Origin of the sequence: Methylobacterium sp. 2A (assembly GCF_009806555.1) — a bacterium.
In the GTDB taxonomy this organism is placed as follows: Bacteria; Pseudomonadota; Alphaproteobacteria; order Rhizobiales; family Beijerinckiaceae; genus Methylobacterium.
In genome coordinates this window covers 77,254-96,021 of sequence record NZ_VUOK01000036.1, presented here as the reverse complement: position 1 = coordinate 96,021, position 18,768 = coordinate 77,254, and the positions used below count along the sequence as shown (strand labels likewise).

At 69.8% G+C, this 18,768-nt stretch carries 18 protein-coding genes and 1 pseudogene; 7 read left to right on the top strand and 12 right to left on the bottom strand.

Annotation, left to right across the window (positions count from 1 at the left end):
* Positions 1-30 precede the first annotated feature (30 nt).
* Complete coding sequence (locus tag FVE89_RS18170; protein WP_160535383.1) at positions 31-1,176, bottom strand: helix-turn-helix domain-containing protein; 1,146 nt, start codon at positions 1,174-1,176, stop codon at positions 31-33.
* Positions 1,173-1,733: an isochorismatase family protein gene (locus FVE89_RS18165; RefSeq protein WP_160535382.1), complete on the bottom strand. Its 561-nt coding sequence runs from the start codon at positions 1,731-1,733 to the stop codon at positions 1,173-1,175. The genes FVE89_RS18170 and FVE89_RS18165 overlap by 4 nt, the downstream gene beginning before the upstream one ends.
* Positions 1,734-1,843: 110 nt before the next feature.
* Here FVE89_RS18165 and FVE89_RS18160 point away from each other — a divergent pair, with 110 nt between their 5' ends.
* Entirely contained in the window at positions 1,844-2,557 is a 714-nt protein-coding gene (locus FVE89_RS18160) for an NAD-dependent deacylase (RefSeq protein ID WP_160535379.1), read from the top strand.
* Between the two features lie 217 nt (positions 2,558-2,774).
* Positions 2,775-2,999 carry a hypothetical protein gene (locus FVE89_RS18155; protein WP_091720005.1) on the top strand — a complete coding sequence of 75 codons (225 nt, stop codon included), beginning with the start codon at positions 2,775-2,777 and terminating at the stop codon, positions 2,997-2,999.
* 578 nt (positions 3,000-3,577) lie between these two features.
* Here the strand turns inward: FVE89_RS18155 and FVE89_RS18150 are convergent.
* The 8 genes from FVE89_RS18150 to ispG form a co-directional block, all read right to left on the bottom strand.
* On the bottom strand, positions 3,578-3,961 hold the full coding sequence (locus tag FVE89_RS18150; RefSeq protein WP_160535377.1) for a hypothetical protein: 384 nt from the start codon (positions 3,959-3,961) through the stop codon (positions 3,578-3,580).
* Between the two features lie 75 nt (positions 3,962-4,036).
* A complete protein-coding gene (locus tag FVE89_RS18145) occupies positions 4,037-6,358 on the bottom strand; it encodes a xanthine dehydrogenase family protein molybdopterin-binding subunit (protein WP_160535376.1) in 2,322 nt (773 codons plus the stop codon).
* Positions 6,355-6,831 (bottom strand): (2Fe-2S)-binding protein, encoded by a 477-nt coding sequence (locus tag FVE89_RS18140; RefSeq protein ID WP_160535374.1) that lies wholly within the window; start codon positions 6,829-6,831, stop codon positions 6,355-6,357. The genes FVE89_RS18145 and FVE89_RS18140 overlap by 4 nt, the downstream gene beginning before the upstream one ends.
* Positions 6,832-7,169: 338 nt before the next feature.
* Complete coding sequence (locus tag FVE89_RS18135) at positions 7,170-7,574, bottom strand: type II toxin-antitoxin system VapC family toxin (protein ID WP_160535371.1); 405 nt, start codon at positions 7,572-7,574, stop codon at positions 7,170-7,172.
* Positions 7,574-7,819, bottom strand: a complete 246-nt coding sequence (locus tag FVE89_RS18130) for a type II toxin-antitoxin system VapB family antitoxin (RefSeq protein WP_160535369.1) — start codon at positions 7,817-7,819, stop codon at positions 7,574-7,576. The genes FVE89_RS18135 and FVE89_RS18130 overlap by 1 nt, the downstream gene beginning before the upstream one ends.
* An 81-nt stretch (positions 7,820-7,900) precedes the next feature.
* A complete protein-coding gene (locus FVE89_RS18125; RefSeq protein ID WP_160535367.1) occupies positions 7,901-8,236 on the bottom strand; it encodes a hypothetical protein in 336 nt (111 codons plus the stop codon).
* Between the two features lie 13 nt (positions 8,237-8,249).
* Positions 8,250-10,259 (bottom strand): potassium transporter Kup, encoded by a 2,010-nt coding sequence (locus tag FVE89_RS18120; RefSeq protein ID WP_160535365.1) that lies wholly within the window; start codon positions 10,257-10,259, stop codon positions 8,250-8,252.
* Between the two features lie 285 nt (positions 10,260-10,544).
* Positions 10,545-11,867 carry a flavodoxin-dependent (E)-4-hydroxy-3-methylbut-2-enyl-diphosphate synthase gene (gene ispG / locus FVE89_RS18115; protein ID WP_160535364.1) on the bottom strand — a complete coding sequence of 441 codons (1,323 nt, stop codon included), beginning with the start codon at positions 11,865-11,867 and terminating at the stop codon, positions 10,545-10,547.
* A 373-nt stretch (positions 11,868-12,240) separates the two neighbouring features.
* Between ispG and FVE89_RS18110 the strand changes: the two genes are divergently transcribed.
* From FVE89_RS18110 to FVE89_RS18090, 5 genes are all read left to right on the top strand, one after another.
* Entirely contained in the window at positions 12,241-13,368 is a 1,128-nt protein-coding gene (locus FVE89_RS18110; RefSeq protein ID WP_160535362.1) for a patatin-like phospholipase family protein, read from the top strand.
* A gap of 252 nt (positions 13,369-13,620) precedes the next feature.
* Positions 13,621-15,297, top strand: a complete 1,677-nt coding sequence (locus FVE89_RS18105; protein ID WP_342389699.1) for a CHASE3 domain-containing protein — start codon at positions 13,621-13,623, stop codon at positions 15,295-15,297.
* A gap of 703 nt (positions 15,298-16,000) precedes the next feature.
* A complete protein-coding gene (locus FVE89_RS18100) occupies positions 16,001-16,555 on the top strand; it encodes a glutathione peroxidase (RefSeq protein WP_160535358.1) in 555 nt (184 codons plus the stop codon).
* Positions 16,556-16,610: 55 nt separating this feature from the next.
* Positions 16,611-17,249 (top strand): sigma-70 family RNA polymerase sigma factor, encoded by a 639-nt coding sequence (locus tag FVE89_RS18095; RefSeq protein WP_160535356.1) that lies wholly within the window; start codon positions 16,611-16,613, stop codon positions 17,247-17,249.
* Between the two features lie 195 nt (positions 17,250-17,444).
* A complete protein-coding gene (locus tag FVE89_RS18090) occupies positions 17,445-18,209 on the top strand; it encodes an anti-sigma factor (RefSeq protein ID WP_160535354.1) in 765 nt (254 codons plus the stop codon).
* A 10-nt stretch (positions 18,210-18,219) separates the two neighbouring features.
* Here FVE89_RS18090 and FVE89_RS18085 read toward each other — a convergent pair.
* Together FVE89_RS18085 and FVE89_RS18080 are read right to left on the bottom strand one after the other, a co-directional pair.
* A pseudogene (locus FVE89_RS18085) lies at positions 18,220-18,491 on the bottom strand (Txe/YoeB family addiction module toxin).
* Entirely contained in the window at positions 18,488-18,742 is a 255-nt protein-coding gene (locus FVE89_RS18080) for a type II toxin-antitoxin system prevent-host-death family antitoxin (protein WP_160535352.1), read from the bottom strand. The pseudogene FVE89_RS18085 and the gene FVE89_RS18080 overlap by 4 nt, the downstream one beginning before the upstream one ends.
* Positions 18,743-18,768 lie beyond the last annotated feature (26 nt).

Here is an 18,768-nt window from a genome sequence, read left to right as displayed (position 1 = left end):
TCGGGCGACCGTCATCGCGGCGGCAGGAGGTCACAGCCGATCGTCGGGGTCCAGCGCCTCCCCGTCATGGGTTTCCAAAGGGCGTGCCCTTTGGCGGGGAATCGGGGCGGAGCCCCAATATCGGGCTTCGCCCGAGCCCATCAGGGCTCCGCCCTGAACCCGCGAAAGGGCACGCCCCTTCGGATCCGGGTTCGTGGCTCGGAGCATCGACGGCGCCGTCGCGTGGAACTGCGCCCAGACCCGTCGCATGTGCCGGGCCGAGGCGAAGCCCGCCCGCTCGGCGACCTGTTCGAGGCCGAGATCGGTCTGCGCGATCAGGTCCCCGGCCCGCGCGATCCGGGCGCGGTTCACCGCCTCCGTCACGGTCATCCCGGCATGAAGCCGGAACAGCCGCGCGAGGTTGCGCGGGCTCGCCCCGACCAGCGTGCCGAGCGCGGCGGGTGACCAATCCCGCACCGGGTCGGCCGCGATCGCGTCCTGCGCCCGGTGGACCACCGGATGCAGGTGGCTGCGGCCCTCCAACCAGGGGGAGAGCTGCGGATCGTCCGGACCGCGCCGCATGTACACGACCAAAGTGCGGGCCACCGCGACGGCCGTCGCCGGGCCAGCCCACTCCGCCACGAGGTGCAGCATCAGGTCGATGCCGGCCGTGACGCCGGCGCTGCTGAACCGGTCGCGGTCCTGCACGAACAGCCGGTTCTCCAGCACGTTCGCGTGGGGCGCCGCCGCCCGGAGGCGGACGCAGCTGCCGTGATGGGTGGTGCAGGCATAGCCATCGAGCAGGCCGGCCCGCGCCGCCAGCAGCGCGCCCTCGCAGACGGTCGCGACCGTGTGGCCCGGCCGGATCGCCGCGCGCAGCCAATCGACGATCGCGGCCTCCGCGGCGGCCTCGGCGGCCCGGTCCCGGTCGGGGCCGAGCGGGTTCTCGGTGGCGCCGGGCAGGAGCACCACCGTCCCGGGCGGGATCTCCCGTGGCAGCGGGCCGGCGCCGCCGAGATCGAGCCCGATCGAGCTGCGGATCGATCCCGGCGGCGCCGCGTAGCTCACGTCGAAGGCGATCCGGTCCTGCACCGCACCGGCGATCCGCAGCACCTCCACGGGGCCGGCGAGATCGAGCAGCAGCGTCCGGGGCGGCAGCACCACCAGGACCGGGATGCGGCGCCCCGGCCCGGTCATGCGGCGGCAGGCAGCGCCCGGCCGGCCAGCGCCTGGTCCACCGTGGCGATGCGGGCGAAACGGTCGGTGAGCACCAGCTCGGTGCGGGCCTTGATGTCGTCCGCCTCGAAGCGGCGGCCATCCGGATGGGTCATGGCGAAGGTCAGGGTCGCCTCCGTGACGAAATCCACCTGCCAGCCGCTGTCGGAGGCGTGGCGGGTGGTGGTCTCGCAGCATTGCTCGGTCCGGATCCCCGACACGATCAGGCGGCGGATGCCGTGCTGCGTGAGCCAGCCCGCCAGGCCGGTATCGACCAGGGCGCTGTGCCGGCGCTTGTGGAACACGGCCGCGGGCGCGATCACGACGGGATCGAGGGTGCGGACATGGCCCGATTCCAGGGAGAAGGGACCCGTCTCGGCCAGGTGGAACACCTGCACCACCGGGATGCCGCGCGCCACGGCGCCGTCGATGAGCGCCTGCAGACGCTCCGCGAAGCGCGGGAGATCGGCGTCGGTCCAGAAGGGCCTGTGCCGGAAGGAATCCTGGACATCGATGACCAGCAGCGCAACATCGGACATTTCCTGCCTCCGCAAGGGTGGATGCAGGGCCAGCATCCGTCTCCCGGCCGGCGCGTGAAAGCAACCGCGTGGCCAACGAGCGGACATTTCCGGCCATCCGGAGCACGGGCATGACGCGGCATCCCCAAAAGATCTTCGTGCTGACCGGGGCCGGCGTCTCGGCCGAGAGCGGGCTCGGCACGTTCCGGGACCGGGGCGGGATCTGGGCGCGGTTCGATCCCATGAAGCTCGCCACCCCGGAGGCCTACGCGGCCGATCCCGACACGGTGCTCGACTTCTACGACCATCGCCGCCGGGGCGTGATCGCGGCCGAGCCGAACGCCGCGCATGTCGCCCTGGCGCAGGCAGAAGCCCGACTCGCCGACCGGGGCGGGCGGCTGTTCCTGTGCACGCAGAACGTCGATGACCTGCACGAGCGGGCGGGCTCCCGGGCGGTCGTCCATATGCACGGCGAGCTGCTGAAGGCCCGCTGCTGTGCCTGCGGTTCGGTCACGCCCTGGCGCGCGGACCTGACGCGTGCGGATGCCTGCCCGGCCTGCGGCGCCGCGGGCCGGATGCGGCCCGACGTGGTCTGGTTCGGCGAGATGCCGATGCACCTCGACGCGATCGAGGCCGCGCTGGCGGAGGCCGATCTGTTCGTGGCGGTGGGCACGTCGGGGGCGGTCTACCCGGCGGCCGGCTACGTGCGGCAGGCCCGGGCCCTCGGCATTCCGACCTGCGAGATCAACCTCGACCCCTCCGACAACGCCGACGTGTTCGACGCGGCGCGGTACGGGCCGGCCAGCGAGGCCCTGCCGCGCTATCTCGCCGAACTGGGTCTGTGACCGCACCTAAGCCGGCAACACACTGAGAAATCTGTGTATTTCGGCCTAAAAGGCGTTGCGACAGACAAGGATCCATGTCCTAATTCGCGCGAATCACTTCGTTGCGAGCTGTCAAGAACTGTTCGGATAGTTGCCTACCGGTTACAACGGTCAAGCTCGGGCTCGGCGTCGCGGCCCTCCCGGGCGTTCGTTGAAGCCACAGGGGAAGCTACGACCCATGCAGCACTTCACCGTAACCGACCGCGAGCGTGACACCGTCCTGGCGGCGTTGCGCTATTATCAATTCTACCGGATGCAGGGACATCCCTTCGACCCGCGCCAGGACCACCTGATCGACACGATCGCCGGCCAGACCGGCGAGGCTCTGAACCTGACGGAGATCGACGATCTCTGCGCCGGCCTGAACGGCCACCGGCACGCTCTGGCGGCCGCCGCAGCCTGAGGCTGCAACGCGGGGCGGCTCGACCGCCCCGGGTATCCTGCGGGAAGATCCCCTCCGAGATGAGCGCGAGCGCCGCCGGAGCGGGATCCTCCCCGGTTCGGGAGGCGTCCGATGCCTCCCGCCCCCCCGAAAGGCCGGTCCCGGTTCCGGGCGAGAACGATGTGGTCATCGAGATCAGCGCGCCCGGCCGGTGAGTTGCTGGCCTGACGGGGTTTCCAAAGGTCGTGCCCCAGCCCTTTTAAGGTGTTTGCGGAAGCAACGAGACAGGGGCCAAGCGCACTCTCCTCCCCCTTGTGGGGAGGAGTTGGAGGTGGGGGTGGTGCAGACGGCACCGCTGCGCCTCATCCTGCACCACCCCCACCCCTGGCCCCTCCCCACAAGGGGGAGGGGAAAAGGCGGTGCTCTTTCAGGATGTTAGAGCCACGACTTGCGATTTTCGCAGCTAGCCCAAACACCTTAAAAGGGCTGGGTCGTGCCCTTTGGCGGGTTGCCAGGGCGCCGCCCTGGCGGAGCTTCATCGCAGCGCGCTGCCCTGCACCCGCAAAAGGTCCCAGACCTTTTGAAACCCTGACTCTGGATCAGGGCGCCTTCTTCAGCTGCTGCTCGGCCCGCGAGAGGGCCGCCTCGCAGCCCTTGGCGTCGCCCTTCGAATCCGCGGTGCGCGCCTCGTCCAGGGCGACCTTCGCCTGCTGGGCGGCATCCGCGCCCTGGCCGGCCTGGGCCGCCTTCTCGGGCGGCGCCTGCGGCGACTCGTTCGCCCGCTGGCCCTCCGTGCCGGTCAGGCCCTCGCCGCCCCGCTTGGCGGCGTTGCCCTGGCCGCTGGTATTGGCCGAGATCGACTGGCTGACCTCGGCCTGGACGCGCTTCGAGACGCTGTCGATCCGGTCGCCGCAGGGCGAGGCGAGGGCGGGAGCCGCCGTCAGCATCAGGGTCAGGCAGGCGGTCAGGGCGGGACGCATCATCGGGTCGGGTCACTTTCCAAAAAGAAGGGGCCGCGGGTTCCCCCACGGCCCCAACGTCTCGCGACGCGTGACGGTTCAGGCGCTCAGCTGATCGCGGATCGGCAATTGCCGCACCCGCCGGCCCGTGGCCGCGAAGACCGCGTTCGCGATCGCCGGCGCCACCGGCGGCACGCCGGGCTCGCCGACGCCGCCGAGCGGCCCGTCATAGGTGCCGGTCGGCACGAGATGCACGCGGACCACCTTCGGGGCGGCGTCGATCCGGATGATCTCGTAGCCGTCGAAGTTGTTCTGCACCGCCCGGCCCTGCTTGAAGGTGATCTCGGAGGTGAGGGCGAGCCCCATCCCCATGACCACCGCGCCCTCCAGCTGCGAGCGGATGCGCTCCGGGTTCACCTGCGGCCCGCAATCGACCGCGATGTCGACCGCCTTCACCTGGACCTGGCCCTTGTCGTCGACCTCCACCTCGGCCGCCACCGCCGTGTAGGTGACGAAGCTGTAATGGCCGGCGATGCCGAGACCCCGGCCCTTGGGCATCTGCCGGCCCCAGCCGGCGCCCTTGGCGGCCGCCTCGATCACGCCGCGCAGGCGCCCGGTGTCGATCGGGTAGCGCTTCGGGTCCTCGCCGTAGTTCCAGACATCGCCGATGGCGGCCGGATCGATCTTCCGGTCCGGGCCGATGAGCTCCAGCAGGTAATCCTTCGGGTCGCGGCCGGCGGCATGCGCCAGCTCCGACACGAAGGACTGGATCGCGAAGGCGTGCGGGATGTTCGAGACCGAGCGGAACCAGCCGATCCGGACATGGGCGGCGGCTTCCGGGTTCTCGAGGCGGAGATTCGGCACGTTGAAGGGCGTGTTCACCAGCCCCATGCCGAGCTCCAGCGGCAGCTCGTGCTTCGGATCGGGTGCGAAGATCGAGCCGATCGTCGGCGCCGCCGAGCGGTGCAGCCACGCCACCGGCATGCCCTTCTCGTCGAGGCCCGCCTCCAGGTGCTCCACCGAGATCGTGTGGTAGAAGCCGTGGTGGAGGTCGTCCTCGCGGGTCCAGGCCAGCTTCACCGGCGCGCCGCCGACGGCCTGCGAGCAGAGCGCGGCCTCGACCACGTAGTCGGGCTTGGACTTGCGCCCGAACCCGCCGCCGAGCAGCGTGACGTTCACCTTGACCTTGTCGTCGGGCAGCTTGAGCGCCTTCATCAGGCGGTCATTGGCCGCCTGCGGACCCTGGACGCAGGCCCAGGCCTCGCAGAACCCGTCCTTGACCCGGGCCACGGCGGCCGGGGGCTCCATGGGCGCCTGGGCGAGGTGGGGCACGAAATACTCGGCCTGGACCTTGGTCTTCGCCTTGGCCATGGCGCCATCGACGTCGCCCTGGGTGCGCACGACCTTGCCGGGCTTGCGGGCGGCGGCCTCCAGCTCCTTGCGGAACGCGTCGGTGTCGTAGCCGGCGTTCGGGCCGTCGTCCCAGGTGATCTTGAGGGCGTCGCGCGCCTTCATGGCCGACCACGTGTTCTTGGCCACCACGGCGACGCCGCCGAGCGGCATGAACTCCGTGGGAATCGGGGTGGCGTCGATCTTGAAGATCTTCACGACGCCGGCGACCTTCCTGGCCTCGCTGTCGTCGAACGACTTCACCGTGCCGCCGTAGACCGGCGGGCGGGCGACGACCGCGTAGAGCATCCCGTCGAGCTTGGTGTCGAGGCCGTAGATCGCCTTGCCGGTGGTGATGTCGAAATTGTCGATCAGCCCGATCTTGCCGGTGCCGATATACCGGAAATCCTTCGGGTCCTTCAGCTTGACCTCGGTGGGGACCGGAAGCTCGGCCGCCGCCTGCGCCACCGCGCCGTAGCCGAGGGTGCGGCCCGACTTGGCGTGGGTGAGCGTGTGGTTGACGGCCGTCACCTCGGAGGCCGGCACGCCCCATTGCTTGGCGGCGGCCTGGATCAGCATCAACCGCGCGGCGGCGCCGGCATGGCGGAAATGCTGGAAGAAGTGGCGGGTCGAGCGCGAGCCGTCCGTGTCCTGGTTGCCGAAGCGGGTCTCGTCGCCCCAGGCCTGCACGACCTTCACCTTCGACCAGTCCGCCTCCAGCTCGTCGGCGACCGTGAAGGCCACCGAGGTGCGGATGCCCTGGCCCATGTCGGAGCGGTGGTTGGTCACCGTGACGGTGCCGTCCGGCGCAATGGCGACGAAGATTTTTGGATCGTCGCGCCAGCCATGCGGCATGGAATCGGCGCCGAATTTCTGCGCCTCCGCCTTGGCCTCCTCGGCCCGGGCCGGGCTCCGCAGGCTGAGCGCCAGCACGAGGGCGCCGGCGCCGCCGAGGATGCCGCGGCGGCTGACATTGTCGAGGGCCGGCTTGGCCGTGGCGATGTCCGCCATCATCTTCGCGTCGTGGATCACAGGCGCTCTCCCTTGCTGGCGGGCGCCTGACCGGCGGCCTGGTGGATCGCGGCGCGGATGCGCGGATAGGTGCCGCAGCGGCAGATGTTGCCGCTCATCGTGGTGTCGATATCCGCGTCGGTGGGCTTGGGCGTGTCCTTGAGGAGGGCGGCGGCCTGCATGATCTGGCCACACTGGCAGAAGCCGCACTGGGCGACGTTCTGATCGCGCCATGCCACCTGCACGGGGTGGTTGCCGTCCGGCGACAGCCCCTCGATGGTGACGACCTCCTGGCCCTCGGCCGCCGAGACCGGCGTGATGCAGGCGCGGGTCGCGGCGCCGCCGAGATGGATCGTGCAGGCCCCGCAGAGCGAGACGCCGCAGCCGAACTTGGTTCCGGTGAGCCCGAGCTCGTCCCGCAGGTACCACAGCAGCGGCATGTCGGGGTCGCCGTCGAAGCTGCGCGCAGCCCCGTTCACGGTGAGTCTGATCATCGATGCGTCCTGTCTGGCGGCGCCGGAGCGGCGTTCAGTCGGGTCCGAGCCGGGCCGGGGGCCGATGCTGGCTTTGCCGGATCACGTTCGCCGATGCGGGCATGCCGCCGGGCGAGCGCTCAGGCTCAGAATAATAACTGTTCTAAAGCACGCCGCGCGGGCGGCGCAACGCAGGGATGGGGTGGGTCATCCCTACCTAGCTGCGCTCATGGCATGCCGCGTGCGGTGGCGCACATAGTCGGATTACCGGGGGTGACGGTCGCGAAGCCGGGGCCGAGTGGGAGCGTCGGTTCGTTGATCCCCCCGAGATAAGAGACTGCTCTCGAAAACCGATGTCTTTAAGGGACCGTCTCCAGATCCGTTCTGCGAAATTCGTCAGCTGTAGCAAGAATCGGCATGCGGAAGAACCGCGCCGCCGCATAGTGGAGGCAATCGCCGAGATTGAGTCCGTGGCGACCAGCCCGGTATTGATGCGCGGCCGACAGGGCGAGCGCAGTCGTCTCACTGGCAGGCGGGAGATCGCAGATCTCGATGCCTCCGGCGTCCAAAAATTCGAGGACGATCGGTCCGACCGCTTCGACCGTCATGTCGAACTTGTCGGGCCGCGCGAGCGCCAGCACCGTTTCCAGAACCGCTACAGGCGAGGTCCGACGCTGGCTGGCCGAGGCGAGCGCTGCAGAGATCCGGTCGGCCTCGGGTTCGTCCGCCAGCAGGGCGACGATCGCGGAGGCGTCCACGAACATCAGCGGCTTCCCCACATAGCGTCGTAGACCTCCCGCGGCAGAGGTTCTCGGGCGGTCTCGCCGAGCGTGATCCCATGCTGCGCCCGCAACCGGGCCGCGGTCTCCCGCGGCGTCTCCGCTCGGTGCCTGCGCTCGATCGCTTCCCGCATGGCGATGACGATCGCCTCGGTGATGCCGACGCCCGCCATGGCGGCGAAGCGGCGCGTCAGCGCATCGGCTTCGGGATTGTTGACGTTGATCGGCATGCGGATTCGCCCTCAATCCCCAGCGTAGATAATCCCGTGCGCCGATCTACACCAGCGGCAGGCGAAACACCGTCACCTGCCTCACCCCTCGAAGACTTCGTCCATGCCGATCAGCAGATCGCGGCCGTTCTTCGGTAGGGGAAAGCCGTACCCAGCACCGGGCTTATCCCACATCAGGATGCCGGCCTTGTGGGCGTCGCTGACGTAGAGGTCGATGCCGATCTTCTGCATCGTCAGATGGAGCGCCTGCAGCGCGTCGACGCCGGCTCCGAAGCTGTCCCGCGGCTGCTCGGGCCAAGCGATCGTGTCGCGGCAGATCCAGTGCCCATCCGCGTATTCCGGCGCGCAGAGTTGGATCGGGACGGGGATGTCCGCGTCCGGGCTCCGGATCGTCAGGACGCGGGTGCCGATGACCATGGCGGCGCGATCCTCACACCGTCACCTGCGTCCCCACCTCCACGACGCGCCCGGTCGGGATCTGGAAGAAGTCCGTCGCATCGTTGGCGTTCTTGGCGAGCGTGATGAAAATCCGGTCCTGCCAGAGCGGCATGCCGGAATGCGCCGCCGGCCGGATCGAGCGACGGGACAGGAAGAACGACGTCGCCATGATGTCGAACTTGAAGCCCTGGCGGCGCAGCAGCACCAGCGTCTTCGGGATGTTCGGCGTCTCCATGTAGCCGAACTTCATCACGACCTTGTAGAAATGCGGGCCCACCGGCTCGATCCGCACCTTGTCGGCCTCGTTCGAGCGCGGCGTGTCCACCGTCTCGACGGTGAGGATCACGTTCTTCTCGTGCAGCACCTTGTTGTGCTTGAGGTTGTGCAGGAGCGCGGCCGGGGCGATCTCGGGATCGCTCGTCAGGAACACCGCCGTGCCGCGGACGTGGTGGGGCGGGCTCTTCTCCAGCATGCCGACCAGCTCCACGAGCGGCACGTCGTTCTTGCGGGTCTTGTTGAACAGGATCGTCACCCCGCGCACCCAGGTCCACATCACGATGACGAGGGCGCCGGCCAGCAGCAGCGGCACGTAGCCCCCCTCCACCACCTTGATCAGGTTGGAGAGCAGGAACAGGAATTCCAGCACGATGAAGGGCAGCATCACGGCCGCCGCCGCCACCGGCGACCAACGCCACATGCGCCACATCACCAGGAAGGTCAGCGAGGCGGTGAGCAGCATCGTGCCGGTCACCGCGATGCCGTAGGCCGAGGCGAGCGACGAGGAGGTCTTGAACAGCACCGCCAGCAGCACGACGCCGATCATCAGGAGCGAATTGATCTGCGGCAGGTAGATCTGGCCGGCATGCGATTCGGAGGTGTGGCGGATCTCCAGCCGCGGCAGCAGGCCGAGCTGGATCGCCTGCCGGGACAGCGAGAAGGCGCCGGTGATCACCGCCTGGCTCGCCACCACGGTGGCGATCGTGGCGAGCAGCACCATCGGCAGCAGGCCCCAGGCCGGCACGAGCTGGAAGAACGGATCGGCCGTGTCGGGCTTCTCCAGCACCAGGGCGGCCTGCCCGAGATAGTTGAGGGCGAGCGCCGGGAAGACCAGGCCGATCCAGGCCACCTGGATCGGCTTGCGGCCGAAATGCCCGAGATCGGCGAACAGGGCCTCGGCCCCGGTCACCGCCAGGAACACGGCGCCGAGCGCCACCAAAGCCCCGGTGCCGTGGCCGAGGAGGTACATCACGGCGTGAACCGGGTTGAGTGCCCGGAACACCTCCGGGTGCAGGGCGATATGCGGCAGCGCCGCCAGCGCCATCGCGACGAACCACACGATGGTGACCGGCCCGAAGAAGGCCGCGACCTTGCCCGTGCCGCGGTTCTGCACGAGGAACAGCGCGACGATGATCACCACGGTGATCGGCAGGACGTAATCGTCGAGGGTGGGGGTGACGAGCTTCAGGCCCTCCACGGCCGACAGCACCGAGATCGCCGGGGTGATCACCGCATCGCCGTAGAACAGCGAGGCGCCGAGGAGCCCCAGCATGAACACGATGCGGGAACCGCCGAGCGCCTTGCGGGCCAGCGCCATCAGCGAGAGGATGCCGCCCTCGCCGTTGTTGTCCATGCGCAGCAGAATCGCGACGTACTTCACCGTCACGATCATGAACAGCGCCCAGAGGATCAGCGAGACGGTGCCGATCACCTCCTCGGGCAGCAGGATGCCGTCGGTCCGCGCCGGGACCAGCGCCTCGCGGAACGCGTAGAGCGGGCTGGTGCCGATATCGCCGTAGACGACGCCGACGGAGCCGACCAGCAGCGTCCAGAAGCCCGCATGCCCGTGCCGGGTCTCGGCCTTCTCGGGGGCGTCGAGGGTGCCGGAGGCCGCCGGTCCCGGGACGGGGCTCTCGCCCTCGGCCGCCGGGGCGGTCTCGCGCGCGATGTCGGACGCCGCGGGCGTGGGCTGGGCTGCTACGCCGGGTGCGAAGGTTTGGCTCATGCGATTGTCGGAAGCTCGGGCGTGGCCGGCGCTTCGCGGTTCGGCTCAGGGGCCAATCGGGGCCGGGCAGAAAACGCGAAGACTCCGCCGAACCGCGCGGGCCGGCCACCGGGCCGACCGCTCACGGGATCGTGCGGCCTTGCTACCACGGCCGGGGGCGGGCGGAAACCGTGTGCGGCTGCGAAGGCCGGGGGCTGGGTCCCGGTGGGGGGAGGTCGATCGACGCGGATGGGTGAGAGGCGCGTCTCTCTTCCCGGCAAAGGTGAGGAGGGGAAGTCGCGGCCCTCACTCCGCGGCGGTGCGCGTCCCGCCCTGGCCGAAGCGGCGCTGGATGTAGTCGATCACGATGCCCTCGAAGTCCTTCGCGAGCGTCGGGCCGCGCAGCGTCATCGCCTTCTTGCCGTCGATGAAGACCGGCGCGGTGGGGGTCTCGCCGGTCCCGGGCAGCGAGATGCCGATATCGGCATGCTTCGATTCGCCCGGGCCGTTCACGATGCAGCCCATCACGGCGACGTTCAGCCCCTCGACCCCCGGATAGGTCTTCTTCCATTCGGGCATCGAGGTGACGATCCAGTTCTGGATGTCGCGGGCGAGTTCCTGGAAGGTCGTCGAGGTCGTGCGGCCGCAGCCCGGGCAGGCCGCCACCATCGGCACGAAGGTGCGGAAGCCCATGGTCTGCAGGAGTTCCTGGCTGGCCTTCACCTCCAGGCTCCGGTCGCCGCCGGGCTCCGGCGTCAGCGAGTAGCGGATCGTGTCGCCGATCCCCTCCTGGAGGAGCACGCCGATGGCGGCCGAGGCGGCGACGAGGCCCTTCGAGCCCATGCCGGCCTCGGTGAGACCCAGATGGATCGCGTAATCCGAGCGGCGCGCCACCTCGCGGTAGACGGCGATCAGGTCCTGCACCGCCGAGACCTTGGCCGACAGGATGATCTTGTTCTGCGGCAGGCCGAGTTCCACCGCGCGGTCGGCCGAGCTGATCGCCGAGCGGACCATCGCCTCGCGCATCACCGCGCGGGCATCGATCGGCCGCAGCGCCTTGGCGTTCTCGTCCATCAGGTGGGTGAGGAGTTCCCCGTCGAGCGAGCCCCAGTTGGCGCCGATCCGCACGGTCTTGTTGTGCTTGATCGCCTGCTCGATGATCGCCGAGAACTGCGTGTCCTTCTTGTCCTTGAAGCCGACATTGCCGGGGTTGATCCGGTACTTGGCCAGCGCCTCGGCGCAGGCCGGATGGTCGGCGAGCAGCTTGTGGCCGATATAGTGGAAGTCGCCCACCAGCGGCACGTTGACGCCGATCCGGTCGAGCCGCTCGCGGATCTTCGGCACGGCGGCGGCGGCCTCGTCGCGGTCGACGGTGATGCGCACCAGCTCCGAGCCGACCCGGGCGAGCTGGGCCACCTGCGCCACCGTGGCGTCGATGTCGGCCGTGTCGGTGTTGGTCATCGACTGGACGACGATCGGCGCGCCGCCGCCGACCGTGACCGCGCCGGCACCCTCGCCGACCGTGACGCCGACCGTGCGGTGGCGGGGGGCGGGGCCGGCGATCTCCGGTCCGCCGCCGGCCAGCGGGTTCTCGGCGGCGGGGATGTCGGAGCGGGTGGTGGCTTCCATGACTTCCATCGTGGACCTTCGGTGCGCGCCTCGCGAGGCGCCGGCGCCCGTCAGGGCCGTCGGGCCTGTCCCGGGGACCGCCGCACGGGAACCTCCGCACGGGAACCTCGGGGCTGCCGCAGGTGAGGTGCGGACGCCCCGGCGCGGCGTCAAGCCGGCGCCACGCGGGACAGCATCGCGCTGGACAGCATACGCGGCTCTCATGTCGTATCTGTGCGCGGATGTCGAGTTTGCCGTGTGGGCGGCGGGGTTTTCGTCCGCCTCTGTTGCCGATCCGCCCGGCCGGCCGGAGGGCGCCGCGCGCGCAACCCTGCCGCGCCGTTGATGCTGCACCGCAACATGCCCATCTTGTCGGCCCTGACAGGAGGCTGAGATGAGCGAGCAGTCCGGCGGCGCCGAGCCGCACAATCCCGTCACCGCCGTACCGGAGACCCCCGTCTCCGACGCGATCGACGCCCAGTCCGCGCCTGCGTCGGGCCGCATGCTGGCGGGTCCCCGGGCCGAGAAGCCGGTGGCCCTCGCGCTTCAGGGCGGCGGCGCGCACGGCGCCTTCACCTGGGGCGTGCTCGACGCCCTGATCGAGGACGGGCGGCTCGGATTCGAGGCCGTCACCGGGGCGAGCGCCGGGGCGATGAACGCCGTCGTCCTGGTGGATGGCTGGCTCAAGGGCGGCCCCGACGGCGCCCGGGAGGGCCTGGAGCGGTTCTGGCGGGAGGTCAGCCTCGACGGCGACCTGGGCCCCGCCCAGCGCCACTTCGTCAGCGGCCTGTTCAGCCTGTGGAAGGGCAATCCGGTGGCCGAGTTCTGGTCGAAGATGCTCTCGCCCAGCCCCTACGTGTCGAACCCGCTCAACATCAACCCGCTGCGCAAGGCGCTGGCCGAGCAGGTCGATTTCGAGCGCCTGCGCGAGGCCGAGACGGCGGGCCTGTTCGTCTCGGCCACCAATGTCTGGACCGGCAAGCTGGCGGTGTTCGAACGCGAGCGCCTGACCGTCGATCACCTCATGGCCTCGGCCTGCCTGCCGACCGTGTTCCAGGCGGTGGAGATCGACGGCGTACCCTATTGGGACGGGGGCTATCTCGGCAACCCGCCGCTCTATCCGCTGCACCGCGGCGCCCAGACCCGCGACATCCTGCTCGTCCAGATCAATCCGGTGGAACGGCGGGAGACGCCGCGCACCGAGAGCGAGATCCGCGACCGGCTCAACGAGATCACCTTCAACGCCAACCTGATGCGGGAACTGCGCGCCATCGACTTCCTGGACGGGCTGATCGAGGAGGGCACTCTCGGCCAGGGGCAGTATCGCCGGGTGCTGGTGCACCGGATCGACGGCACCGACGCCCTGGAAGACTACAACGCCGCCTCGAAGCTCGACGCCCGCTGGACCGTGTTCAAGCGCCTGCGCGACAAGGGCCGCGCCGCCGCGCAGGCATGGCTCGCGGAGAATTACGGGCGGGTCGGCCAGGACTGCACGATCGACTTGCAGCAGGCGTATCAGTGACAAGCGATCCGTGATGTCGATCTGTGAAAGCTTATTGGTCGTTATCGCCGCAGGGGTTGATCGGGTTTATATCTGGCGTGAACAGAACTGGCCACCGATCCGAGCGCGTATGTTCTGGATAAATTGAACATAATCTGTATATTTGTTGATCTGGACAGCATGATTTGAAAAACTATACCTAGCGCATCGCGGACTTTGTCTCCGCGTGACGATGATGTTCTCAGGGGGGCAGGGCATATGACAATTCGGTGGGTGGATTTGAGGATCAGGATCAAGATCGCGCTCGTCATGGGGATGATGCTCGTCGTGACGCTCGTCGTCGCGTCGGTATCGCTCAGGAATATCGGTGCGATTCAGGAGACCGAGACCTGGATCGAGCATACGCAGGCCTTGCTTGCCGAGGTCGAGCGGATGCGCATCGCGATGGTCGACCGGGAGACCGGCCTGCGCGGCTACCTGCTCTCGGCGGATCCGAGTTTCCTGGAGCCGCAGCGGGCCGGCCGGGAGACATTCACGGTGGCCCTCGCGGCGGCGCATCGGTTGACGGCCGACAATCCCGACCAGCAGGCACGCCTCGCGGATCTGAAGACCTTCGCGGACCGCTGGACCCATGATATCGCGGACCGGGAACTCGCCCTCATGCAGGACGAGGCGACACGGGAGGCGGCGCGCCGGATCGAGACTTCCGGAGCCGGCAAGGTGTCGATGGACGGCCTGCGCGCGAAGCTGGCCGAGATCGCGCAGGTCGAGCGCACGCTCATGGAGGCCCGGTTCGCGAATTCTGCGGCGGCCGTGATCGCGACGCGCTCCGCCAGCCTGATTGGGCTGGGTGCGATGACGATGATTGCCCTGGCGGCGCTGACCATCCTGCAACGGGGGATAGCCCGGCCGATCCACGCGATAACGGGCACGATGACCCGGCTCGCCGCCGACGACCTGTCGGTCGTGGTGCCGGGCGTCGGCCGCCGCGACGAGGTCGGGGCCATGGCCGACGCCGTGCAGGTCTTCCGGGATAAGCTCGCGCGGGCCAAGGAGCTGGAAACGGAGGCGGCCGAGGCGCGGACGGCGGTCGAGAGGCAGCGGAGGGCCGCCATGCACGAATTGGCCGACCGGTTCGAGGCGGCGGTCGGCGACGTGGTGCGCGCCGTGGCGGCGGCGGCGACCCAGCTGCAATCCACTGCCGAGAGCATGAGCGCGGCCGCCACGCAGACCGCGCAGCAATCGGTCACCGTGGCCTCGGCGGCCGAGGAGGCGGCCTCGAACGTCGGCACGGTGGCGGCGGCGGCCGAGCAGCTCGGCGCCTCCGTCTCGGAGATCGGCCGGCAGGTGCAGGGCTCGGCGAGCTTCGCCAACGCGGCCGTCGCGGAAGCCGAGAAGTCCGCGGACCTGATGCAGACGCTGCGCGCGGGTGCGGCCCGGATCGGCGACGTGGTCAACCTCATCTCGGGCATCGCCGCACAGACCAACCTCCTGGCACTCAACGCCACGATCGAGGCGGCGCGCGCCGGGGAGGCGGGCCGCGGCTTCGCCGTGGTGGCGACCGAGGTCAAGGAACTGGCCGGCCAGACCGCCAAGGCGACCGAGGACGTCGCGCGGCAGATCGGGGAGATCCGGTCCTGGACCGGGGATGCGTCGGACGCGATCACCATCGTCGTGAACCGCATCAGCGAGATCAGCGTGCTGGCCAGCGGGATCGCCGCAGCGGTCGAGGAGCAGGGCGCGGCGACGCAGGAGATCGTGCGCAACGTCGGACAGGCGGCGCTCGGGACCGGTGAGGTCACGAGCAATATCGCGGGCGTTGCCCGCGCCGCCGAGGGAGCCGGAGCCGCCGCCGCGCAGGTCCTGGGTTCAGCCTCCGGCCTCTCGACCCAGGCCCAGCGGCTCGACGCGGAGGTCCGTCGCTTCCTCGATACGGTCCGCGCGGCTTAGGGCCGTGCCCGATCGCGTTGCACACGGGACACGACACGAATTCGGACGCTTTGGGTCGGTTGTCCAACCCACCCCCTCATCCTTAGGTGCCGCAGCGGAGCGGAGGCCTCGAAGGAGCCCTCCAGATGGACCTGCGATTCCTGGAGCCCTCCTTCGAGGCCCGCTCCGCGGTCACCTCAGGATCAGGGGATTGGATCGGATCACCCCGGCGCGATGCGCTGTCGTGTACCGATCGCGTTGCAATCGTGCGCGGCTCTAAGCCTTTGTTTCGATGCGCTCTCTTGCGCCGAACCAGTGTCCTCTTCGGTGGAGAGCGCTCTAGGGCCAGCCCTTTTAAGGTGTTTGGGCTAGCTGCGAAAATCGCAAGTCGTGGCTCTAACATCCTGAAAGCGCACCGCCTTTTCCCCTCCCCCTTGTGGGGAGGGGCCAGGGGTGGGGGTGTGCAGGATGAGGCGCAGCGGTGCCGTCTGCACCACCCCCACCTCCAACTCCTCCCCACAAGGGGGAGGAGAGTGCGCTTGGCCCCTGTCTCGTTGCTTCCGCAAACACCTTAAAAGGGCTGGCTCTAGGGCCTCGTCCCGAGCCGCGGCTTCTGGCAGACGATGATGCGCGGCACGGCCCTGCGGCGAATCGATCGCCCCGGCGGACGAAACGTAGGACCCGCTGCCGCGTTCCGCGACCTGCGTTCGGGGAGGCTGACGTCATGATGCTGCTGCGCCGCGAGGCCCTGATCCTGATCGGCGCCGGTCTGGCCGGCGGCGCCCGCGCTGCCGAATCGGCCCGGGCCGCCGATTTCGCCTTCGAGACGCCGGAGGGCGGACCGATGCCGCTCTCGGCCTATGCGGGCAAGCCGATCCTCGTGGTCAACACCGCCACGGCCTGCGGCTATGCCGGGCAGCTCTCCGGCCTTCAGGCCCTGTGGACCCGCTTCGGCGGCCGGGGCCTGACGGTGATCGGCGTGCCGTCCCCGGATTTCGGCAACCAGGAGCCGCTCGACGGTCCCGCCATCGCGGAGGCCGCCCGGAAGAATCACGGCGTCACCTTCCCGCTCACCGCCAAGACCCACGTGAAGATGCCGGGCGCCCATCCGTTCTACCGGTGGGCCGCCGCCGAGCGCCCGGCCGAGACGCCGCGCTGGAACTTCCACAAGTACCTGATCGCCCGGGACGGCACCCTCGCGGCCGCCTTCGCCACGCAGGTCGAGCCCACCGACCCGCGGGTGATCTCGGGCATCGCGGCCGCCCTCGATCGGGCCTGAAGACCGCAAGACAGTCGAGCGGGATTAAGGTGCCGGGGCGACGCGTTCACGTTCCATGGCATCGGACAAGCAGAAGCGCCCTGATCTCCTCGACCTGCTGGTGCCCCTGCGGCGCTACGCCCGGTCGCTCACCCGCGACGCGCTGCGGGCCGACGATCTCGTGCACGACACGCTGGTGCGCGCCCTGGAGATGCAGGGCACGCTCCGCCCGAACACCAATCTGCGCACCTGGATGATGACGGTGCTGCACAATGCCTTCATCGACGAGCAGCGCCGCCGGCAGGTCGAGGCGCGCCACGCCGACACGCTGGTGCGGATGGCCGAGGACATGGCCCCCCCGGCCCAGGAGGGGCAGGTGCGCCTCGCCCAGATCCGGAAGGCCTTCCTCACCCTGCCCGAGGAGCAGCGCGCCGCCCTGCACCTCGTCACCCTGGAGGGCATGGCCTATGCCGACGCGGCTTCGGTGCTCGGCATCCCGATCGGGACGCTGATGTCCCGCCTCGGCCGCGGCCGGGCCGCCCTGCGGGCCTTCGAGGAGGGCGCGCGGACCGAGCGGGCCTCCGGCGAGGCGCAGGACGGCGAGCGGGCTCCGGAGACCCGGCGCGGACCGCCCTCCGCCCTCAGGCTCGTCGTGTCCGACACGCCGCCGGGCCGGTCCGTCTGGCCCCTCCGGCGCGCGGCCGGGGAGGGCTGAGGCCGGGTTGTTGCGAATCGGTCAGTCCCCGGCGCCGGCGCGGACTGACGACAGCGACCGGCGGATCGCTCTGCGGCCTGGTGCGGGAACGCGGCATCCGGTTTTCCCAATCCACCATGCGGTCATTGAGGTTCCGGGGCCGCCGCCGTTGAAGGGCGGCGCAATCCCGGGCACGCTGGCACCGAGGACTTCACGATGATTGATCCGATCACGGACGACGATCTCATCGCCTTCGTCGACGGGCAGATCGACCCGATGCGCCGCCTGGAGGTCGAGGCCCATCTCGCCGCCGATCCGGCCGCCGCCGCCCGGGTGATGGCCGAGATGCACGATCGCGATGCCCTGCGGGCGTGCTTCGAGCGGGTTCCGGGTCCCGGACCCGACCGGACCGTCGCGCTCGCCCGCCGCTTCGATCGCAACCTGCGCTGGCGCCGGGTCGCCTCGCGCCTCAAGCGGGCCGCCGCCATCGCGGTGCTGGTCGGCGCGGGCTGGCTCGCCCATGACGAGATCGGCCGGTTCGGCGTGCCCGACACCCTGGCGGCGACGCCGGACCCGGCCCTGATCGCCGATGCCCGTCAGGCCCGGGCGGTGGCGCAGCTGCGCAAGAGCATCAGCGGCGAGGCCGACGGGCCGGTCTACGACCGGGCGCGCCTGCGCGCCGTCACCGGCATCGACCTGCCCGCGCTGCCGGAGGGCTGGCGGGTGCGCGACATCCAGATCTTCCCGGCCCGGCACGGCACCGGCATCGAGGTCGCCCTGGAGGCGGGCGCGTATGGCGAGGCATCGCTGTTCGCCACCCGCGGCATCCGTGGCGGCCCGGCGGCGCTCACCGGCTCCGAGGAGGGCGACATCGTCTCCTGGAATGCGGGCGACACCGCCTACGCGCTGATCGGCCCGCGGGACGACGCGGCCCTGCAGCAGGCGGCGGGCCTCCTCGGCGCAGGGCCGGCGGCGCGCTGAAGCGTTGATCTCAGATGTCGTAGTGCCATCGACACTGGGCGATGCCGAGCACCTGCTCGTCCCCGACGCCCTTCACGCGATAGACGAGGCGGTGTTCCCCCGTGATCCGGCGTGACCACCACCCTTTGAGATTGCCCTCAGAGGCTCGGCCTTCCCGATGCCGGCGAACGGCGTTCGCAGGCTGGCTTTGATCAGGTCATCGATGCGGGCAGGCGTGTCCCGGTCGGTCGGCTGCCAGTGCAGGTAATCCTCCCAGGCGTTCGCCGACCAGACGAGCTTCACGGCTCGATGAGGCCATGCTCGGCACCGGCCTCGGCCTCAAGCTGTGCGACACTGTCGAGGAGACGCTGGGCGTTTGTGGGCGTCGAGAGCAGGTGCAGCGTCTCGCGGAGGCTGTTCAGCTCGGCCAGGGGCATGATCACCATGTCCGGGCGGTTCTGCCGGGTCACGATCAGCTCTGCCCGATCTTTCTCGACACGATCGAGGTACGTGGCGCGGTGCGCACGGAACTCCGTGTCGCTGATCTGACCCATGCGCATCCCCTGCCGTACAGGGTTCT

Excerpts from the sequence above, each read along its gene's own strand:
- FVE89_RS18170 (WP_160535383.1), bottom strand. The coding sequence starts at position 1,176 with ATGACCGGGCCGGGGCGCCGCATCCCGGTCCTGGTGGTGCTGCCGCCC.
- FVE89_RS18165 (WP_160535382.1), bottom strand. The coding sequence starts at position 1,733 with ATGTCCGATGTTGCGCTGCTGGTCATCGATGTCCAGGATTCCTTCCGG.
- FVE89_RS18160 (WP_160535379.1), top strand. The coding sequence starts at position 1,844 with ATGACGCGGCATCCCCAAAAGATCTTCGTGCTGACCGGGGCCGGCGTC.
- FVE89_RS18155 (WP_091720005.1), top strand. The coding sequence starts at position 2,775 with ATGCAGCACTTCACCGTAACCGACCGCGAGCGTGACACCGTCCTGGCG.
- FVE89_RS18150 (WP_160535377.1), bottom strand. The coding sequence starts at position 3,961 with ATGATGCGTCCCGCCCTGACCGCCTGCCTGACCCTGATGCTGACGGCG.
- FVE89_RS18140 (WP_160535374.1), bottom strand. The coding sequence starts at position 6,831 with ATGATCAGACTCACCGTGAACGGGGCTGCGCGCAGCTTCGACGGCGAC.
- FVE89_RS18135 (WP_160535371.1), bottom strand. The coding sequence starts at position 7,574 with ATGTTCGTGGACGCCTCCGCGATCGTCGCCCTGCTGGCGGACGAACCC.
- FVE89_RS18130 (WP_160535369.1), bottom strand. The coding sequence starts at position 7,819 with ATGCCGATCAACGTCAACAATCCCGAAGCCGATGCGCTGACGCGCCGC.
- FVE89_RS18125 (WP_160535367.1), bottom strand. The coding sequence starts at position 8,236 with ATGGTCATCGGCACCCGCGTCCTGACGATCCGGAGCCCGGACGCGGAC.
- FVE89_RS18120 (WP_160535365.1), bottom strand. The coding sequence starts at position 10,259 with ATGAGCCAAACCTTCGCACCCGGCGTAGCAGCCCAGCCCACGCCCGCG.
- ispG (WP_160535364.1), bottom strand. The coding sequence starts at position 11,867 with ATGGAAGCCACCACCCGCTCCGACATCCCCGCCGCCGAGAACCCGCTG.
- FVE89_RS18110 (WP_160535362.1), top strand. The coding sequence starts at position 12,241 with ATGAGCGAGCAGTCCGGCGGCGCCGAGCCGCACAATCCCGTCACCGCC.
- FVE89_RS18100 (WP_160535358.1), top strand. The coding sequence starts at position 16,001 with ATGATGCTGCTGCGCCGCGAGGCCCTGATCCTGATCGGCGCCGGTCTG.
- FVE89_RS18095 (WP_160535356.1), top strand. The coding sequence starts at position 16,611 with ATGGCATCGGACAAGCAGAAGCGCCCTGATCTCCTCGACCTGCTGGTG.
- FVE89_RS18090 (WP_160535354.1), top strand. The coding sequence starts at position 17,445 with ATGATTGATCCGATCACGGACGACGATCTCATCGCCTTCGTCGACGGG.
- FVE89_RS18080 (WP_160535352.1), bottom strand. The coding sequence starts at position 18,742 with ATGGGTCAGATCAGCGACACGGAGTTCCGTGCGCACCGCGCCACGTAC.